Here is an 18,029-nt window from a genome sequence, read left to right as displayed (position 1 = left end):
TTTGCAAGAATATTTGAAAGGAAGGTCTTGTTGCTGACTTGGTTGGGTCTTTAGTCGCGCGTCCCGCGTGTCAGTGCTGCGCTACTGTTGAAGACTTGCAGCGTTGCGGTACTTACAAAACCGCCATCGTCATCGAAGACGACTTCTACGGAGTTGTCTTCATTTAAATATTCAAGATCTACAGGGACTTCCAGTACGCCAAAGAATTGAGCACGACCCTTGCCATCGTAGTACTGATCGTACCCCTGATAGTCTTCCGGGACGGTGACAGCATTACCGTTAACAGTAACCATCGGTGTAAGGGATTTTCCATGATCGCGACCAATACCCAGGCGCAATACAGCTTCACCATTATCGGCCACTACCACGTCGTTAATGGCAAACTGCAGCTTGGCATCGGTAATGATGGCCTGCTTGTATTTGTCGGCGTAGTACTTGGTTTCTGTAAGATCGTCATCGATTACTATCGTGTCTGCGTACGTCAATTGCAGTACAGTGGTAGCTTCTGACTTCAGCGTGTACATCTCTGGCAGATCTGTTGTGTCACGCTCGTCCAGTACCGGCTTTCCATCGCGGCCGTAATGTAGTTCCTTGATGGTCACACTTTGCAGGCTGTTCCCAGCGACACCCAGCGTAGCCAGGCTTAGCTCGGTGTCTTCCTGTTCCAGATTATTCAGCACCAGGTACGCAGTATCTCCATCGACATAAGCATTCACCTGGATGTCTAGATCGCTCGCCCAGCTGTCGACCCGAGTGCCCTTGACGTCTGACCAGAGTTGGTAGAACTTCACGAACTCGGTATATACCCAGGCGTCGCCAGTCTCGCCAGAGGCCTCTTTTCTCTGGCGCATTAGTCGGTTGGTGTAGGGAACGGTATCCGACTGGCGGCCCCACTCGGCTTTGATCGTGACAAACGGGATGGATTTAAGAATCTGATCCGGACGTTCCAGCATATTCATGGTCAGTCCGTTCAAGGCGCGCAGCTTGTAGCCGTCCCGTTCCGGTGACCACGGATCATTCATCATGCTGTGAACGGTGGCACCGATTTCGGAAATCACGAAGGGTTTACGCTCTCCGGTGGCGATCAGGCTGTACTGCTCGAGCATGTCGAAGGTGGCTTCCACATTGCTGCCACGCCGTAGCTGACGGGTGCCATTGAAGGCCGGGAAGTCATAGAAGTGCACGGACAGAAAGTCCATATTCGCACCCGCAATATCGATAAACAGCTTGTCGCGCTCTTCCCAGCGGTTGAAATCACTCTTCTCAAAATCGGGGAAGGCCACTGTATAGCCGCCGATCAACACATTTTCATGAGAAGCCTGTCCCCATTGGTCTCGATATGCACGTAGTTCGTTCGCTACTGCGTTATGAAAATGAAATACGTCCTCCGGTGTGGTGCCTTCGTCGACGTCTTTCGGGTAATCCACCAGTTCGTATAAGGGTTCATTCATAACCTCTAGGAACACAGGCTTTGGCTGCCCATATGCATCATCCTCACCACGATTAAAGTATTCATAGAGGAATGTCGCCATAAAGTGCCCGACTGCGGTACCGAAGGGTTCTTCCTGGGTATCTGCTGTGGAGAAAGACCAGCCCATACCGGTGTCGTCGCCATTTGGCCAATATGGGTGCTGTTGGCCGCCGACGATCATGTCAGTGGCGCGATGCTCGTGTTTTCGAGCTAATGCCGCGTTATCTGTATTACTTTGGGTGTAGTTCCAGCGAGCGCTGCCGCCATTGGTTTTGGCTGCCTCAACATCTATAAACCCAGGGCGTGCCCCATCTTCCGGAAGCTGGCTGAGCTGCCATTTCATGCCGCCAGTATCACGACCGAGATAGACATCATAACCTTCGAGAAAATTTGTCATCAGGTCCGGATCATCATTGGGTGCGCCGGCACTTTGCGAATTGCCGCCAAACCAGTCGTTCTCCGTATTCGATGCGTGCACGGTAATAAATTTCCGTCGGTCAAACTCGGAGGCACCGCCTACGGTGTGCCGCATATTCAGGTTGAAGTCTACTTTTACCGTGTCGTCCACCGGCGGCGCGGGTTGTGCCGGCTCCACCATGGTCGTCACAGAGTAGTCTGCGCTTACGCCACCAATTGTGACCGATGCGGTGACCGTAGTGCTGTATTCACTACCGGTGGTCACCCGAACGGAAACGCGGTCCCCGTTTTCCACGGTGCCCGCATCGCTGGTGAAGTCGCCGTCGTTTACCGAATACTCGCCGCCACTGATGCTGATGTTGGCCATCGCATTGATACCGGTAACAGTAACGGCATTGGAGGTGTAAGCGGTATCCCTGGCCGCATCCGAAATGGCGGTGAAGGAAAAGGCATCAGGCCGCGTGTCCTGCTGCGCTTCGCCGCCGTCCTGCGGCGGCTGATCGTTGTTGGAACCACCATTGCCGCCACCCCCGCAGGCAACCAGGGTTGCGGTCAGGGTCAGTAGGGCAAGTCGGGTGGGCAGGGAATGCGGCTTCATCCGTTCTCTCCGTATCGTTTTATGGCTTTTGTTGAGCAGGATGCTAATGGCGTCTCAATCGATTTGTAAATAGTGAATTGTTTACAATGTTGTGCTGGGTTGAACTATCGTGTCATGCGTGTCTTTATGGCGGTCCACTTGGCTGCGCATCCCATGAACTGCCATTGAGAGAGGATCGACCCATGGGCCCTAAAAGTTGTTGTAGATTGTTGACAAAAAAGGTAGTGTCGGCTTCACAGCAGTCCCACCTTTAGTCAGTAACCAAAATAATGGGTAAAGCGATGATCGAAACAACCGCGAAAGTGCAGGCGTTCCTCCGCCAGTCCCCCGTTCCCTTCTTTTCAAATGGTGCCTGGGTGACCGGCGGCAGCGGCAAGTCGATGGCCGTTGAAAACCCTGCGGACAAGAGTCCTCTGGCCATCATTGCCGAGGCTGTGGCATCGGATGCTGAGCAGGCCATTGAGGCAGCGCACACCGCATTCCAGTCCTGGCAGCACACTACACCCGCCGAGCGCGCCGCACTGCTGCGCAAGCTGGCAGATCTGTGTGAGCGCGATGCGGAAGAACTTTCACAGCTGGAAGCTCTGGACGTAGGTAAGCCAGTGGAGAACGCCCGCGGTTTCGATGTTCCTTTTGGTATCGAATGTCTACGTTATTTCGCCGATCTGTGCGAACAGGAAAAATTTGAAACCCCATTGACTCTGGCGGGTATGAAGCAGGCCCATACGGTGCGCCTGCCTTATGGTGTGGTTGGCTTTATCTTCCCCTGGAATTTCCCCTTGACCCTGTGCCAGTGGGGCATTGCACCGGCATTGGCAGCGGGTAATACCGTGGTGGTAAAACCGTCGGAAGTTACTCCCCTGTCTACTCTGTACCTCGCCAAATTGGCGGAAGAGGCAGGCTTCCCCGCCGGCGTGATCAATGTGTTGCCCGGTGAGGGCCCGGAAGTGGGTACCGTTTTCACCCGCCATCCGAAAGTGCGCTTCGTGTCCTTCACCGGTTCCTCCCGGGTTGGCCGCCTGATCGGTGAAGCCTGTGGCGCGAACCTCAAGCCGGTAAAGTTGGAGCTGGGCGGCAAGGGTGCCTCCATTATCTGTGACGATGCCAATATCAGTGCGGCGGCCGCCGGCCTTGCCGGAGCCATTACCCTGAATACCGGGCAGGTGTGCTGCACCGCAACCCGTTGGATTGTGCACGAGAGTGTCGCCTCCGAATTTATCGAGAAGGTAAAGGTTGAGCTAGACAAGGTGCTGATCAAAGCCGGTATGAATGAGGATAGCCAGATGGGCCCGTTGGTGAGCGAGCGCCAACTGAATACCGTCAATGGCTATATACAGCAGGGCCAGGAGCAGGGCGCCGAAGTGGTTTACGGCGGCAAGAATGTTTCCGATGCGGAGCGCTCTGGCTATTACGTCAGTCCCACGTTGTTGATGGGCTCCGAAGAAAACATCTGTTTCCGCGAAGAAATCTTTGGCCCAGTCGCCTATATCACCACCTTCAAAGACGATGCGGATGCACTGCGCCAGGTGAACAGCCTGGACTACGGCCTGGCAAACAGTGTCTGGACCGGTAACAACGACCGCGCCATTGCCATCGCCAAGAAAATGGTTTCCGGCAACAGCTGGGTCAATGCCCACAACGTATTCGCTTACGGTCTTCCCTATGGCGCCTGCAGCGCCAGCGGTATGGGCGGCGGTGTGAACAGCCGTGAAACCATGCTGGACTACACGCGCAATCTTTCGATCGCCGAACCCGAAGAGGAATAACTGTGGATCAGGTAGCGTTATGTCATTACCTGATCGACAAAGGTCTTCTGCACTCACAGGATGCAACCTTTACCCCGCTCTCCGGCGGGGTTTCTTGCGAGATCCTGCTGGTAGACGACGGTCAGGCACGCTTTGTCGTTAAGCGTGCGCTGGACAAGCTCAAGGTAAAAGACGATTGGTTTGCGGATATCAAACGCAATATCACCGAGCAGGAATACCTGCGTTATGTCGGTGCATTCCTGCCAGAGTCTGTGCCCGCCATTCTCTATTCCGATGCAGAAAAGTATTTTTTCTGCATGGAAATGATTGAGGGTGGCCTGGAGAACTGGAAGTCCCGCCTGCTGCTGGGGGAGTACGACCGACAGTACGCGCGCCTCGCCGGTGATTACCTCGGAACCATTCACCGCAGATCCCTCGGGGATGCGGTTGCCCGGGAAAAATTTGACACCCTCAAAGACTTCACCGAACTGCGACTGGATCCCTACCTGCTGAAAACCGGCAGCCGGCATCCGCAGCTCAATCCGTACTTCACAGCAGAAGCAGAGCGCATCGCGAGCACTAGCACCTGCCTGATTCATGGTGACTACAGCCCCAAAAACCTGATGGTCGGCAGTGGCCGGCTGGTGATTCTGGATTGTGAGGTCGCCTGGTACGGCGATCCGGTATTCGATGTCGCCTTCCTGCTTAACCACTTCCTACTGAAAGCGCTACATCGGCCGAAAGATGCTGCGCAGATACTGGGCCTCGGCCTGAAGGTGTGGGAAAGCTACACCCTCGCGGCAGACACAGTAGTCGACGGCCAATTCGAAGCGCGTCTCAGCCATTTGTTGCCAATGCTGATGTTGGCTCGAGTGGATGGAAAATCCCCGGTGGAATACCTCGACAGCAGCCAGCAGCAAACCGTACGGGATTTTGCTTACTCTGTAATCCCGGATTCCCCCAAAACACTCAATCAAGTCGTCCATCAATGGACGGAGCTTGTCACTGCTGCATGAATAACGGTAAGAAAACCATGAATATCCAGAGTATTGACGCTTTTCAGATTTACGATTCCCGCGGTTTTCCTACTGTAGAGGTGCAGGTCACCCTCGAAAACGGCATCACCGGAGCAGGCTTGGTGCCGAGCGGTGCTTCCACCGGCCAGTTCGAAGCATTGGAGCTCCGCGACGGTGATAAAGCGCGCTTTCGCGGCAAGTCTGTATTTGGGGCGATTGAAAATATCCAGAAAGAAATTGCTCCCTCATTGAGGGGCATGCCGGTCACCGACCTGAAAGCCATCGACAGCAAGCTCGTTGAGCTGGACGGCACCGCCAATAAATCCCGCCTCGGCGCCAACGCCACACTCGGCGTATCCATGGCCTGCGCCCGCGCCGCCGCCAACGTCCGCGGTGTACCGTTGTACGAGTACCTGAGTGCGGTACGAGGCAAAGAGCAGGGCACTCTGTTGCCACTGAACGAAATCCAGATTCTAGGCGGTGGTGCCCACGCCGACTGGGCCATCGATATTCAGGATTTCCTGATCATTGCGGTAGGGGCCCAAACTTATCAAGAAACCCTGGAAATGACCTTCAATATCTACCACGCCGCCGGTGAAGTGATGAAGGCACGGGGCAAAAGCGTCGGCCTGGCCGACGAAGGTGGCTGGTGGCCAGCATTCGACCGTAACGAAGAACCCTTCGAAGTGCTACTGGAAGCCGTGCGCCTGGCGGGCTATGAAGCAGGCAAAGACGTTGCGATCTCTTTGGATATCGCCGCCAGCGATCTGTACGACGGCCAGCGTTACCAGCTGAGAAAAGACGGCACTTCCTTCACACCTGAAGAATTCTGCGATCTGATGATAGAGTGGTGCGACAAGTACCCCATCATCTCCATCGAAGACCCCTTCGCCGATACCGATTTCGACAGCTGGAAGCGCTTCACCGCGGAAGTGGGCAAGCGCGTACAGGTTATCGGTGACGACCTGTTTACCACCAACATTGAACGCATCCAGAACGGCATCGACAGCCAGCTCGCCAATTCGGTTCTGATCAAACTAAACCAGATCGGCACCGTTTCTGAAACCATGGCTGCGATCGAAATGACCCAGAATGCCGGCTGGCTCCCCGTCGTTTCGGCGCGTTCTGGTGAAACCGAAGATGCGTTTATTGCCCATCTCGCGGTTGCGACCAACGCGGGCCAGCTCAAAGTCGGTTCCTTCGCCCGCAGTGAGCGTATGGTGAAGTGGAATGAAGTGCTGCGGATTGAGCGGAGCCTGGGTAGTCGGGCGCGGTTTGAGGGTGCAGAACTGTACAAGACGATCTTCGGGGAGGTGTAAGTACTTTCACTTTGTTCAGCCGGCTTTCTGTAGCCGGCTGAGCAGGTGATGTTAGGGCGGACTCCATCCACTGTGGCACGTACCGTGGATTGACCCAGCGACAGCCGGTCGATTTGCTATTTTGAATGCCGCCGATAGGTCGCCTTGTGCTTTCCCTGACGCGGGGCGTATATGGCTTCTGGAAAAATCACGGGCTGGTTATTATTTGAGCTTTCTTCCCAGGTTTTTTGAGAGCAGGCTGCCTATATAAAGGTATTCCGGTGTTTCAAATACCCCGGTGGTTGTCGCATATCCGCCAGAGGGATCTTGCAGGTCCAGCAATACATCGCCCGCTTCGTTGATCGCGATTACATGGCCGTAGTAGGTGGCCTTGGGGCGCATAAACTGTGGTAGGCGCTGCACGACTTCCCGTAAAAAGGGGCGGTCGGAAATTTTGTCCAGCAGCGGGTTTCTCGGCGATACCAGGCCGACCCAGTATTTTCCATCCAGTCCACGGTTCAGGTTATCGGGGAAGGCCGGTAGCTCGCCAATGACCTCCGAAAGTTCCCCGCGATTTTCCGCGGCGATATCCACTCGCACTACCCGGTAGTTACCGGTCTCATTGACCAGCACGGACTGTTCGTCGGGCGCCAGTGCCAGGCCATTGGCGAAATTCAGCCCCTGATAAATCAATTTTGTTTTGTTGTCCGCAGGCGAGTAGCTCAACACGCGCCCGTGACCACCATGCTCCATCAGGTCCAACAGGCTGGCGGGGTAGCTACCACCCCATTGCTTTGCACCAAACTTCGTTGAGGCATCGGTGAAGTAGATGGTGCCGTCGCTGGCGATATCGAGGTTGTTCGCATAGAGAATTGGGGATTCGTCGAGCTTGTTGGTGAGTAGGGTCTTCACACCGGAGGGGCTGATAGAGAGTAGTCCCAGGAAGGCATCCGCCACAATCAGGTTCCCCTGTTGGTCAAATGCTAGTCCAAGTGGGCGGCCGCCGGTTTCAGCAAACACTTCGTGGTGGGCGCCATCTGCACTCAGGCGCAGGATGCGGCCTTCGTGTACGGAAATATAGATCCGACCCTGGTCATCCAGCACCACATCTTCCGGGCCCGTCCATTCGCCAATGTCGATCTGATCCAGCTCAGCCAGCTTATTGTTGACCGCAAACTGGCCGCTATATCCGGGGTTGGCTGGTGCCGTCCATGCCTTGGGATCTATGGGGACTGGTGCGAGAAGTAAGTAACCAAGTACCAGTCCCAGAATGAGTGTTATTGAGATGCCTGCTGTTTTCATTGGTTCCTTCCCATTAAGACTGAATCCCTGAGTGTGCTGAGTCTATGTCCTTCGAGGTGTCAAATCTACAAATACGCTGGGTGGACGAATGATAAGTACAGGAATGTGCGGCCGGGTGCGGTAGAGATGTGTTTCGTATCGCGTAACTAGAACAGGGGGCCGCTGGCCCCTGTTCTACTGGTATGACTGGTGGTTAATTACTTAGCACGAACTTATCCAAGTTCCACTGCCAGTCATTACTGCCGACGCCGTAAAGGCGAACCTGATGGGTTCCCGCCTCCAGGTAGACGCTGCCACCGTCCAGTACCTGGAAATTGTCCCATCCCTGATTCGGTACAGCAGTAACGGTTTTGCTGTTCCAGCTGCCGTTCTCATTCACCAGAAATTCGATACTGCCACCAGTCACCCCACTACCTGCCTGATAGTGAATTTCATAGGTGCCCGCCTCGGCGATGGTTACTGTGTAGTCGGCGAAGTCACCTTTGTTGACATAGTTGATGGCGGTGTTGCCATTAGCGGTGTAGACACTGATGGGTTGAGCCTGGCCGTCTGCAAAGGTGCCGCCAACACTGGCGAAGGCTTCCGCTTCGATGGTGACGCTCGCGCCGGTTGCCGGTGGTGGGTTCGAGGTGCCGCCGTCGGTTTTGGTAAAGCGGATCTCATCACCGTTCCATTGCCAGCCGGCGCCGCCAGCACTCTGTACACGAATTGTGTGATTACCTGCGCTGGCGATATAGATGGTGTCGGGCAGGCTGAAGGTGTTGTACAGCTCCCAGGCGCCGGTGCTGCTCATGGGAATGGTGCCCACGTAGCTGCCGTCCACCTGAATGTCGGCGGCGATGCCGGAAGTGGTGGGGGAGGCGGCGACCAGCTCAACGGCATATTGGCCGGCTTCCGGGAAGTTTACGGTGTAGTCGCCCCAGTCGCCCAGGGTGTTGTAGTTGATATTGTCGGCACCGTTGCGGTTGAAACCTGGGACCGTATCGCCGGCGACGGCCGCGCCGGATTTACCGGTGTCGGTAAAGTTACCCAGTTCGACGGTTATGGTTTCGCCGTCGCCGCCATTACCCGGATTTCCGCCGTTGCCGGGATCGCCGCCGCCATTATCTGCCGGCACTGGTTTGTAAAAACGTACCCAGTCGACAAGGAAGCGATTACGGCTGGGATCGGCGAGTTCTGCATCGGTGGGGGGTGCTGTCCCCTGGGCATCGCGCCATGGCTGGTGCTCGGCATCAAAGATTACCTGCATCGGTTTGCTCAGGCCGGTACCACCGGTGTAACCGTAGGGGTCGATCATCTCCGGCCCGGTCACGGTGCGCACATGCTCGCCATTGACGTAGTACTCCAGTGTCCACGGATCGACCCAGTAGGTACCGATGCGAATCCACTGATCGCGCCAGGTACCGCCGTTGGGGTTCGGGTACCAGCTGCCGGCGTCTTTGGGTTGGTAGTCCTGGAACGGTGAGCGAATGAATACGTGGTGGCTGAGATGCAGGCGTTCGTCGAACCAGGTTTCACTGGGGCGGTCACTGCCGTAGGACTCCAGTACATCGATCTCCTGCGTGGAATCGGAACTGAGTAACCAGAAGGCATTGGCCAGGGTGAGATTGGTGATCTTTACCCGCGCTTCCATATAAAGCGGGTAGGTCAGACTCTCTTTGGAGTGGATGGCCCCGGTGTGGATCTTGATGGTGCCCGGTTTGCGGGTGGCCTTGATCACCAGGTTACCGTCTTCCACGGAGGAGTTGGGCGCGTGGTATTCGGTCTCTCCCGGGCCGAGCCATGGGTTGATAAAGCCTTCGCTCCAGCGCTCAAAGAAGCTGGCGCTCTTGCCGGACGCCGGTGCCGCGTAGTTAAAGTCGTCGGAAAGGGAGTGTAGTTCCCAGGTGTTGCCGGGGCCTGCGTCAGCGGGGACCGGGATGCCGTTCCAGTCTGCGGCCATCAATGGGGTACTAAACACAAGCGCCGCCAGGGCGCCCTGAGTGGTTTTCATCGCTTTGCTCCTTGCTCTCAATCCGATACTGGATGAGCGCATTATTGTTATGTCGGAGCGTTTAGGTTACTGTTAATTGTTGACAATTTGAAGTGGCCAGTGATTGCTCAGATGCGGAATGGGGATTCGTTCGCATTTCCAGGCACTCAGTGCCGGATCTTCTGCCGAGCGTTCAAGTGTTTTCGTATTTATCGAATGTTAATGGAGCGAGTACCTATGAATTTCGCCAATCAATGGCTAACGGCATTTTTAATTTGTGCCCTGTGTCTCACCGGGTGCGGTCGCTCAGATGGGAATACCCTGGCCGCGGCCGAAACGGTATCTGGCGACAAATTATCCAGTGCAGAAGGATTGAGTGGAACGGAATCAGCCGAAGCGGATCCGGTAGTACTCTGGAATTTCGAGAACAAGAAGCTCCCGGAATCGATCAAACTGGAGAATGCGAATGGTCGCCTGGTTTCAACGGGTGCCGGCCAGGCACTCCGGCTACAGCTGCAAACCAAAGCGCACTACGCAGCTTCATTTACGTTTTCTGCCGATAAGAGCTGGGACTGGAGTAACCTGGGTAATTTTGCCTTTGCGCTGGATATTGATAATGCGCAGCCATCGTCGGTACACCTCTATGTAAAAGCGTTTGACGGTGAAGGGCGACTGCACAGCCGCAGTTTTGTGGTGCCCGAGCAATCTCAGAATACCTACTATATGGAACTCAAGGGCCCGGACCTTTCTGTGGTAACCGGTATCCGCTCCAACCCGCCCAGCTGGAATAGCGCCTATCAGGATATTATTTTTCGCCATGGCGAAAAGCAGCTGGACGTTAGCGCCATTGAGCGCATTGAGTTCTCGGTAGCCGGTGTTCTGGAAGACAAAACACTGACCATCGACAATGTTCGGTTGATCAAGCCGGAAACACTGGACCAAAACTATCTCAACGGGCTGGTGGATCAGTTTGGTCAAAATGCCAAAATGGAATTCGCCAACAAAGTGCATTCTGTGGAAGAGCTACGCGACTACGCTGGTGAGGAGCTGGCTGATTTGCGCCATACGCCTCTCGAAGGACGCTCGCGATTTGGTGGCTGGGCAGAAGGGCCAAAGCTGGAGGCGACCGGCTTCTTCCGTACGGAAAAAGTCGATGGTAAATGGGCACTGGTAGATCCGGAAGGGTATCTGTTCTTCTCCACAGGTATTGCCAACGTGCGCCTGGCCAATACCTCCACCATTACCGGGTATGACTTTGACAAGGCCAAAGTCCCTCAGCGCACCCCCGGTGATCTGACGCCGGAGGATTCTCTCGGTCTGAACCCGGTTCCGGATGCGGCCCTTCCGACGCGCTATATCAGCTCGCCTCTGCGCGCAGAGATGTTTACCTGGTTACCGGAGTATGACGAACCTCTGGGGCAGAACTTTGGCTATCGCCGTGAGGTGCATACCGGAGCGATAGAGCACGGCGAGACGTTCAGCTTTTACCGGGCGAATCTGCAGCGTAAGTATGACATTGCGGATGAAGAGCAGCTGATGGCGAAGTGGCGGGATACCACCGTTGATCGCATGCTCAGCTGGGGTTTTACCTCCTTCGGCAACTGGATTGATTCCGATTACTACCAGATGGATCGAATTCCGTACTTCGCCAATGGCTGGATTATTGGCAACTTCAAAACTGTGAGCAGTGGCAATGACTACTGGAGCCCACTGCCGGACCCGTTTGATCCGCTGTTCAAAGAGCGCGCCTATATCACCGCAGAGCAGATCGCCAAAGAAGTCGAAAACAGTCCCTGGTGTGTGGGCGTCTTTGTGGACAACGAGAAGAGCTGGGGGCAGGAGGGCTCCACCGCGTCGCAGTATGGCATCGTCATCAATACCCTGAGCCGCTCAGCAAAAGAGAGCCCCACCAAGGCGCAGTTTGCACAACTGATGCAGGATAAGTATGGGGAAATTGCCAAGCTGAATAGCGCATGGAATATCCAGTTACAAGACTGGGACAGCTTCGCCCGTGGTGTAGCACTCAGTGGCTTCAACGCAGCCATGGTGGAAGATTTCTCCACCATGCTGGAGCACTTCACCGGCCAGTATTTCAAGATCGTAAGGGAAGCGGTCAAGCACTACATGCCCAATCATATGTATTTGGGGGCGCGCTTCGCTACCTGGGGGATGACGCCGGAGGTCCGTAGTGCTGCGGCCAAATACGCGGACGTGGTGAGCTACAACTACTACAAGGAAGGTGTCAGCGACAAGTTCTGGCATTTTCTTGCGGAAATCGATCGGCCTTCCATCATTGGTGAGTTTCACAACGGAGCACTGGATTCCGGTCTGTTGAATCCCGGGCTGATCCACGCCAGCTCGCAGGCAGACCGCGGCAAGAAGTTCGCCGAGTATATGAATAGCGTGATCGACAATCCGTATTTTGTCGGTGCCCACTGGTTCCAGTACATCGACTCTCCGTTGACCGGGCGTGCCTACGATGGGGAGAACTACAACGTGGGTTTTGTCAGCGTGACCGATATCCCCTACACACCACTGGTAAATGCGGTTAAGGAAGTTAACGAAAACCTCTACCAGCGAAGATTTGGTGGCACTACGGACAAAAATAAAAAGGCGAACCGGTAATGGAGCAATCAACGACTTTGCGTCTATCGCTTGCTGTGGCCGCGCTCATTGGCGCCTGCGGCGCCGCCGCGGCACCCAAGTTCACTGAGGTCAGTTTCACGGAGGTTAGTGAACAGCGGGGCCTGAATACGGAGCCGACCTGGAAATACGGCGGCCCCGCCGTGGCAGACCTGGATGGCGATGGCCGTTATGACTTGCTACTGAGCAACCACGACAAGGTGCCTGCGCAGCTTTTTTGGGGCGATGATGGTGGCCACTACCGGGAACATCATGCACCGATCATGCGCTGGGATGTACACGGGATTGCCGCTGGTGACTATGATCGCGACGGCGATCAGGATGTGGCGGTCGCCCTGGGCGGCGGCAACGGTTCCACCCCGCAACCGCCGCGGATCCTGAAAAATGACAATGGCGAATTTCGGGATATTACCGTGGGCAGCGGTATCGAAAATATGGGTGCCCGCGGGCGCTCGGTGCGCTGGATCGATATGGATCTGGATGGCGACCTGGACCTACTGCAGATCAATGCCATCATGCTCCCCGGCGAAAAAGGTCCACGCAATATCCTGTTTGAAAATATCGGCAATGACCAATTCCGTTACCGCCAGGCGCCGAACTTCGAGCAAATGGAGGCCGAGCGCGTACTGGTTACGGATTTCAACGGCGATCATATGGACGATTTGATCGCCTTCTCGCCCGTCAGCTTGTGGGCGGGCACCGGCGATTTCGGGTTCCGCGATGTGACCGAACAGTGGTTGCCCGAGGGCACAGATCGCGAGTTCGTCATGGCGGTGGCGGAGGCAGACATCGATAACGATGGCGACCTGGACTACTACCTGGCCCGGGGAAAGACCTATTACCAGATAGCCAATAATGCGGTGTCGTTTGATCCGCAAAGCGGTCGGCTGGATCTGCGCGATGAGGGAAATCGTAGCCACGATGGGATCACCTTTTACAGTGACGGGCCATTGCAGCTCAATGATTTTTTTCACTGGCAGCGCGGGCAGGAAATTACCCTGCCGGTGTACCTGGGCGCGGGTGCGGAGAAACTCGCTACTCCAGCGGGTGAATCACTGGTAACGGTTTCGCCACAGGACGCCAGGGGCTTTCCCGACGAGGTGATCGAAAATGGCTGGCACCTAGGGCTGGTGGAGCAGGGTAGTCCCGAGGGCGCTGACTTAACGACAGGCGCAATGACTGCCACTCATAAATGGCGCCTGGAGTGGCGCTTGAACGGCGATCTTGCCTGGGATATCCGTGCCAGCCTACATGGCGTAAAACAGATAGAAACTGATTGGGCGCCTCAGGAATTGGGTGTTGCCGATATTCTGTTGCGCAACGATGGGCAGCGCTTTACCGATATCAGTGGCAACCTGCCACCACAAAGCGCCGACAACAACTGGGGCGTGACCGCGGGCGATCTGGACAATAACGGCTACCAGGACTTTTTCGTCTATCGATTTGGTGCGCTGCACCAGCGCGTTGAAGATTTGCTGCTGTTGAACCAGGATGGCCGCGCCTTCGCTCAACAATCCAATCACGGCGCTACCTTTCTCGGCCAGTCCGGTCACGGTGATATGGGGACGCTGTTCGATTCCGATCACGACGGGGATCTGGATCTGTTGAGTGGCGATGACGATCAGGGCCGTTGGCACCTGTTCGAAAATACCCTCAATCCACATCAATCCCAGTCGCCACAGAACAACTACCTGCAGGTTCGCGTGGGCTACTCACCGAAGGGTACCGACCCGAAAGGTGCCGAGGTCTCGGTAAGTAACCGCTTTCAACGAATAGGCGCGGGCAGTGCAACCCATTCCCAGAGCCAACTGGATATCGCACACTTTGGCCTTGGGCAAAGTCGTGATCCCGTGAATATTCACGTGCGCTGGCGCGATGGTACAGAGGCGACTCTGAGCGGCATCGCGGTAAATCAGCGGGTATTTGTCGACGGCGACAGTGGTCGAACTACAACTGCCACGAGCGCGGCCCCCCGCAGCGTCGATTTTAATTTTGGCTGGAAATTCCGCCTGGAAGACGATGAGACCTTTCGGAATCCGGGGTACGACGATAGCCAGTGGCGCAACCTGCGCCTACCCCACGACTGGAGTATTGAGCACGACTTTGATCCGGCGTTGAACGGCGCTACCGCCTATCTGCCCGGAGGAATTGGCTGGTACCGCAAAACCTTTGCCTCGCCCGCGCATTCACAAGGCAAAGTCACCTATCTGAATTTCGACGGTATCTACAATCATTCGGAAATCTGGCTGAACGGGACAAAAGTCGGTGGGCGAATTAACGGGTATACCCCGTTTACCCTCGATATCAGCGAGCACCTGGCTCCGGCGGGGGAAGACAATGTACTGGCGGTGCGGGTGGATCGCAGCCGCTATATCGACAGCCGCTGGTACACCGGCTCCGGGATTTACCGCAATGTCAAACTGGTGACCGTAGACCCGCTGCACATTCCCCTGTCCGGTGTGTTTATCCAGACACCGGAGATCGGGGCGGATAAGGCGAAGGTCAGCGTTGAAGTAGAGGTCGTCAATAAAGCTCAGGCACGGCGCTTCGTGGTGGATACCGAGGTGCTGGACGGGGCCGGTAACCGGGTAGCGCAAACCAGTGTTCAGAAAGGGCTCGCTGAAAATAGTAATGGCAGCTTCCAGCTGCAACTAGATCTACCCAGCCCCGCCTTGTGGAGCCCACAAGCCCCCAACTTGTATACCGCGGTAACCCGTGTGCGCCATGGCGGTCGAATTCTCGATCAGGTAGAAACCCGCTTCGGCATTCGCTCCCTGCGCTTTGACGCTGACAAGGGCTTTTTCCTGAATGGTGTGAATACGCCCATCAAGGGCGTCAACCTGCATCACGATGCCGGCGCGGTGGGCGTTGCGGTGCCCAAAGACGTCTGGCGTCGTCGCCTGGAAACCTTGAAAGCGGCGGGGACTAATGCCATTCGCACCGCACACAACCCCGCTTCCGAGGAGTTTCTGGACCTGTGTGACGAAATGGGTTTTCTGGTACAAGCGGAGATTTTTGACGAGTGGGACAACCCCAAAGACAAGCGCCTGAACCAGTGGGAACGTCATAGCGATTATATTAGCCGTGGCTATGCGGACTACTTCCAGCAGGAAGCGGAGTCTGACCTGCGCTTGGCCGTCAAGCGCGACCGCAATCATCCCTCCATCATCATGTGGAGTATCGGTAACGAGATCGAGTGGACCTATCCCCGCTACAAGGATGCCACCGGCTATTTCGATATGAACGCGTCAGGGAATTACTTCTACAACCCGCCGTTTATCACTGAGCAGGAAATCAAGGACCGTTTTCACGGGAGTGAAGAAGGTGAGTATGTACTTGCCAAAACCGCCCGGAAGCTGTCGGACTGGGTAAAGGCGCTGGATACCAGCCGACCGGTAACGGCGAACCTGATTCTGCCGTCGGTTAGCCATATTTCTGGCTATACCGACGCCCTGGACATAGTTGGTTACAGCTATCGCCGGGTGATCTACGACTACGGCCACCAGAGGTACCCCGAGAAAATGATCATGGGTACCGAAAACGTGGTGCAGTGGCACGAATGGAAGGCGATTGAAGAGCGCCCGTTTATTCCGGGTACTTTTTTGTGGACAGGCGCGGACTACCTGGGCGAGGCCAATGGTGCCTGGCCGCGCAAGGCAGTGCGCAGCGGTATGCTGGATTTGGCCGGGTTTGAAACCCCCGCTTATGATCTCTACCGCACACTTTGGAACAGTGCGCCTTACGTGGCGATCACCTCGCAGACGGAAGATAAATCTCTGTACCGTCGCGAAGCAGACGGTGGCGTAGTGGAGAAAACACCGGGCGCCTGGGAACGTCGCGTATGGGGCTGGCAGGATGTAAATCGCCACTGGAATTACGGCGACGGAGAGCCGGTGATTGTTGAAGTATTGAGTAATTGTCCGGAAGTTGAACTGTCGATAAATGGCGAATCTCTGGGTACCCGATCCCTCGCGGCAAGCCCGGATCGCCTGCTAAAGTGGGCACTGCCGTTCACACCTGGCCGACTGACTGCAAAAGGTGCGAACGGGTGCGATGTGTCATCTACCGTCGAGACTGCCGAAGCGCCCGCCGCCATCGAACTCTCTTTTGATCGGGACTCGTTGCCCGTTGACAACTACAGTGTGGCCCATGTAACCGCACAATTGGTGGATAATCAGGGCAGGCCGGTGCGTCATCAGGATATGGAAATTGCCTTTGATCTTGCCGAAGGGTTGGAGTTACTGGGGACCGATAATGGTCGCACTTCGCGCATGACGGGTTACAAAAGTGCACAATTGCGCACCAGTGAAGGCAAGGCGCTGTTGATTGTGCGTGGTTTGTCGAAGTCGCTAGCAATTGATAGTGTTCCTGCCAAACTCCGGCTCGACGAAGCGGTGCGGGCGAAAATTACCGGTGCAATAAGCGCAGGTTCGGAAGGGTAAAAGTTTGGATAGACGTACTAACAATAGCGCGCGGCGAAAGCTGGTGCTGGCCATCATGTCCTGTAGCCTTGCTGCTCTGCCGCTGAGTGGGGCAGCCCGGGCGCTCACGGCGAATGGTCGGGCAAATGATAAAACGAATGGTGAGGAAGTTGGCGTGAGAGAAACTGAACAGAATTCTGTCGGGATCGGTCAGGCAGAAGTATTCGATCAGCGTATTTGCAGCCTGGGAGAAGGCCCCCTGTGGCACCCGCAGCGCAAAAACCTGTATTGGGTGGATCTGCTCAACAAGCGCGTGCTCGCCAATGGTGCGGATGGTGAACGGGCCTGGGAATTTGATGAAATGCCCTCGGCGATTGGCTGGGTAGACCGGGACCGCGCTGTTGTCGCTTTTGAAAGTGGCCTGCACCTGATGGACCTGAACAGTGGGGATAGAACCTTGCTGTGTGCGCTCGAGCCGGACCTGCCGGGTAACCGCAGCAACGATGGCCGAGCCGACCCCTGGGGTGGATTCTGGATTGGCACCATGGGGATGGAAGGCGAGCCGGACCAGGGCAACCTGTACCGCTGGTACAAAGGTGAGCTGCGCCAGTTGGATAGCGGGATGACCGTGCCCAACGGTATCTGCTTTGATCGCGCGCGTAATTACGGTTACTACGCGGACTCAGCCAAAAGCCTGGTTTACCGGGTAGCGTTGAATGAAGAAGACGGATGGCTCACCGGCGAGCGGGAAGTCTTTCTGGATCTGAGTGCGCAGAAGCTCATCCCCGATGGCGCGGTGATGGACGGGCAGGGCAATATGTGGTCGTCACTCTGGGACGGTGCGCGTACTCAGTGCTTTACGCCCGATGGCAGCGCCTCTGTTGCACTACAGGCGCCCGTTATCCGCACTACCTGCCCGGCCTTTGGCGGTGACGATTTTACCGATATGTATGTGACTACTGCCGCGGTTGGCCTTGAAGACGCGCCGGATGCAAAAGTCTCGAATGGTGCCACCCTGGTATATCGCAATGCGGTAAAAGGGCACCCGGAACCGGCGGTGATTGTGTAGTCGGGCGTTCAACTCGGTCGGATCGACTTGAACCTGAACTCATTAAAAAGGGCGGCCCTGCTAATTTGGGGGGCCGC

At 55.8% G+C, this 18,029-nt stretch carries 9 protein-coding genes; 6 read left to right on the top strand and 3 right to left on the bottom strand.

All coding sequences use genetic code 11. The features are described 5' to 3' along the window. Positions 1–50: 50 nt before the first annotated feature. A complete protein-coding gene (locus AU182_RS12660; protein ID WP_066965761.1) occupies positions 51–2,486 on the bottom strand; it encodes an agarase in 2,436 nt (811 codons plus the stop codon). Between the two features lie 281 nt (positions 2,487–2,767). Between AU182_RS12660 and AU182_RS12655 the strand changes: the two genes are divergently transcribed. Genes AU182_RS12655 through eno form a run of 3 tightly spaced genes read left to right on the top strand, consistent with a single transcriptional unit; the run spans position 2,768 to position 6,566 of the window. Beyond that, the gene (locus AU182_RS12655) at positions 2,768–4,252 is read left to right on the top strand and encodes an aldehyde dehydrogenase (RefSeq protein ID WP_227718249.1); all 1,485 of its coding nucleotides are present in this window, start codon (positions 2,768–2,770) and stop codon (positions 4,250–4,252) included. Between the two features lie 2 nt (positions 4,253–4,254). Further along, complete coding sequence (locus tag AU182_RS12650) at positions 4,255–5,247, top strand: phosphotransferase family protein (RefSeq protein ID WP_066965756.1); 993 nt, start codon at positions 4,255–4,257, stop codon at positions 5,245–5,247. Beyond that, positions 5,244–6,566, top strand: a complete 1,323-nt coding sequence (eno, locus tag AU182_RS12645) for a phosphopyruvate hydratase (protein WP_227718248.1) — start codon at positions 5,244–5,246, stop codon at positions 6,564–6,566. The genes AU182_RS12650 and eno overlap by 4 nt, the downstream gene beginning before the upstream one ends. A gap of 201 nt (positions 6,567–6,767) precedes the next feature. On the opposite strand, the gene AU182_RS12640 is transcribed toward eno, so the two are convergent. Both AU182_RS12640 and AU182_RS12635 read right to left on the bottom strand, forming a co-directional pair. Then, on the bottom strand, positions 6,768–7,847 hold the full coding sequence (locus AU182_RS12640) for an SMP-30/gluconolactonase/LRE family protein (protein ID WP_066965753.1): 1,080 nt from the start codon (positions 7,845–7,847) through the stop codon (positions 6,768–6,770). Between the two features lie 193 nt (positions 7,848–8,040). Then, entirely contained in the window at positions 8,041–9,840 is a 1,800-nt protein-coding gene (locus AU182_RS12635) for a carbohydrate-binding protein (RefSeq protein ID WP_066965750.1), read from the bottom strand. A gap of 216 nt (positions 9,841–10,056) precedes the next feature. Between AU182_RS12635 and AU182_RS12630 the strand changes: the two genes are divergently transcribed. The 3 genes from AU182_RS12630 (at position 10,057) to AU182_RS12620 (ending at position 17,952) form a co-directional block, all read left to right on the top strand. Next, on the top strand, positions 10,057–12,444 hold the full coding sequence (locus tag AU182_RS12630) for a beta-galactosidase (protein ID WP_066965748.1): 2,388 nt from the start codon (positions 10,057–10,059) through the stop codon (positions 12,442–12,444). Further along, on the top strand, positions 12,444–16,904 hold the full coding sequence (locus AU182_RS16780; protein WP_227718247.1) for an FG-GAP-like repeat-containing protein: 4,461 nt from the start codon (positions 12,444–12,446) through the stop codon (positions 16,902–16,904). The genes AU182_RS12630 and AU182_RS16780 overlap by 1 nt, the downstream gene beginning before the upstream one ends. A gap of 154 nt (positions 16,905–17,058) precedes the next feature. Beyond that, positions 17,059–17,952, top strand: coding sequence for an SMP-30/gluconolactonase/LRE family protein (locus AU182_RS12620; RefSeq protein WP_193754341.1), 894 nt, complete (start codon positions 17,059–17,061; stop codon positions 17,950–17,952). Positions 17,953–18,029: the final 77 nt, after the last annotated feature.

The sequence above is a fragment of the Microbulbifer sp. Q7 genome (assembly GCF_001639145.1).
Taxonomy (GTDB): Bacteria; Pseudomonadota; Gammaproteobacteria; order Pseudomonadales; family Cellvibrionaceae; genus Microbulbifer.
The sequence above is the reverse complement of the archived record's forward strand: the minus strand, read 5'-3'. Positions and strand labels throughout refer to the sequence as shown.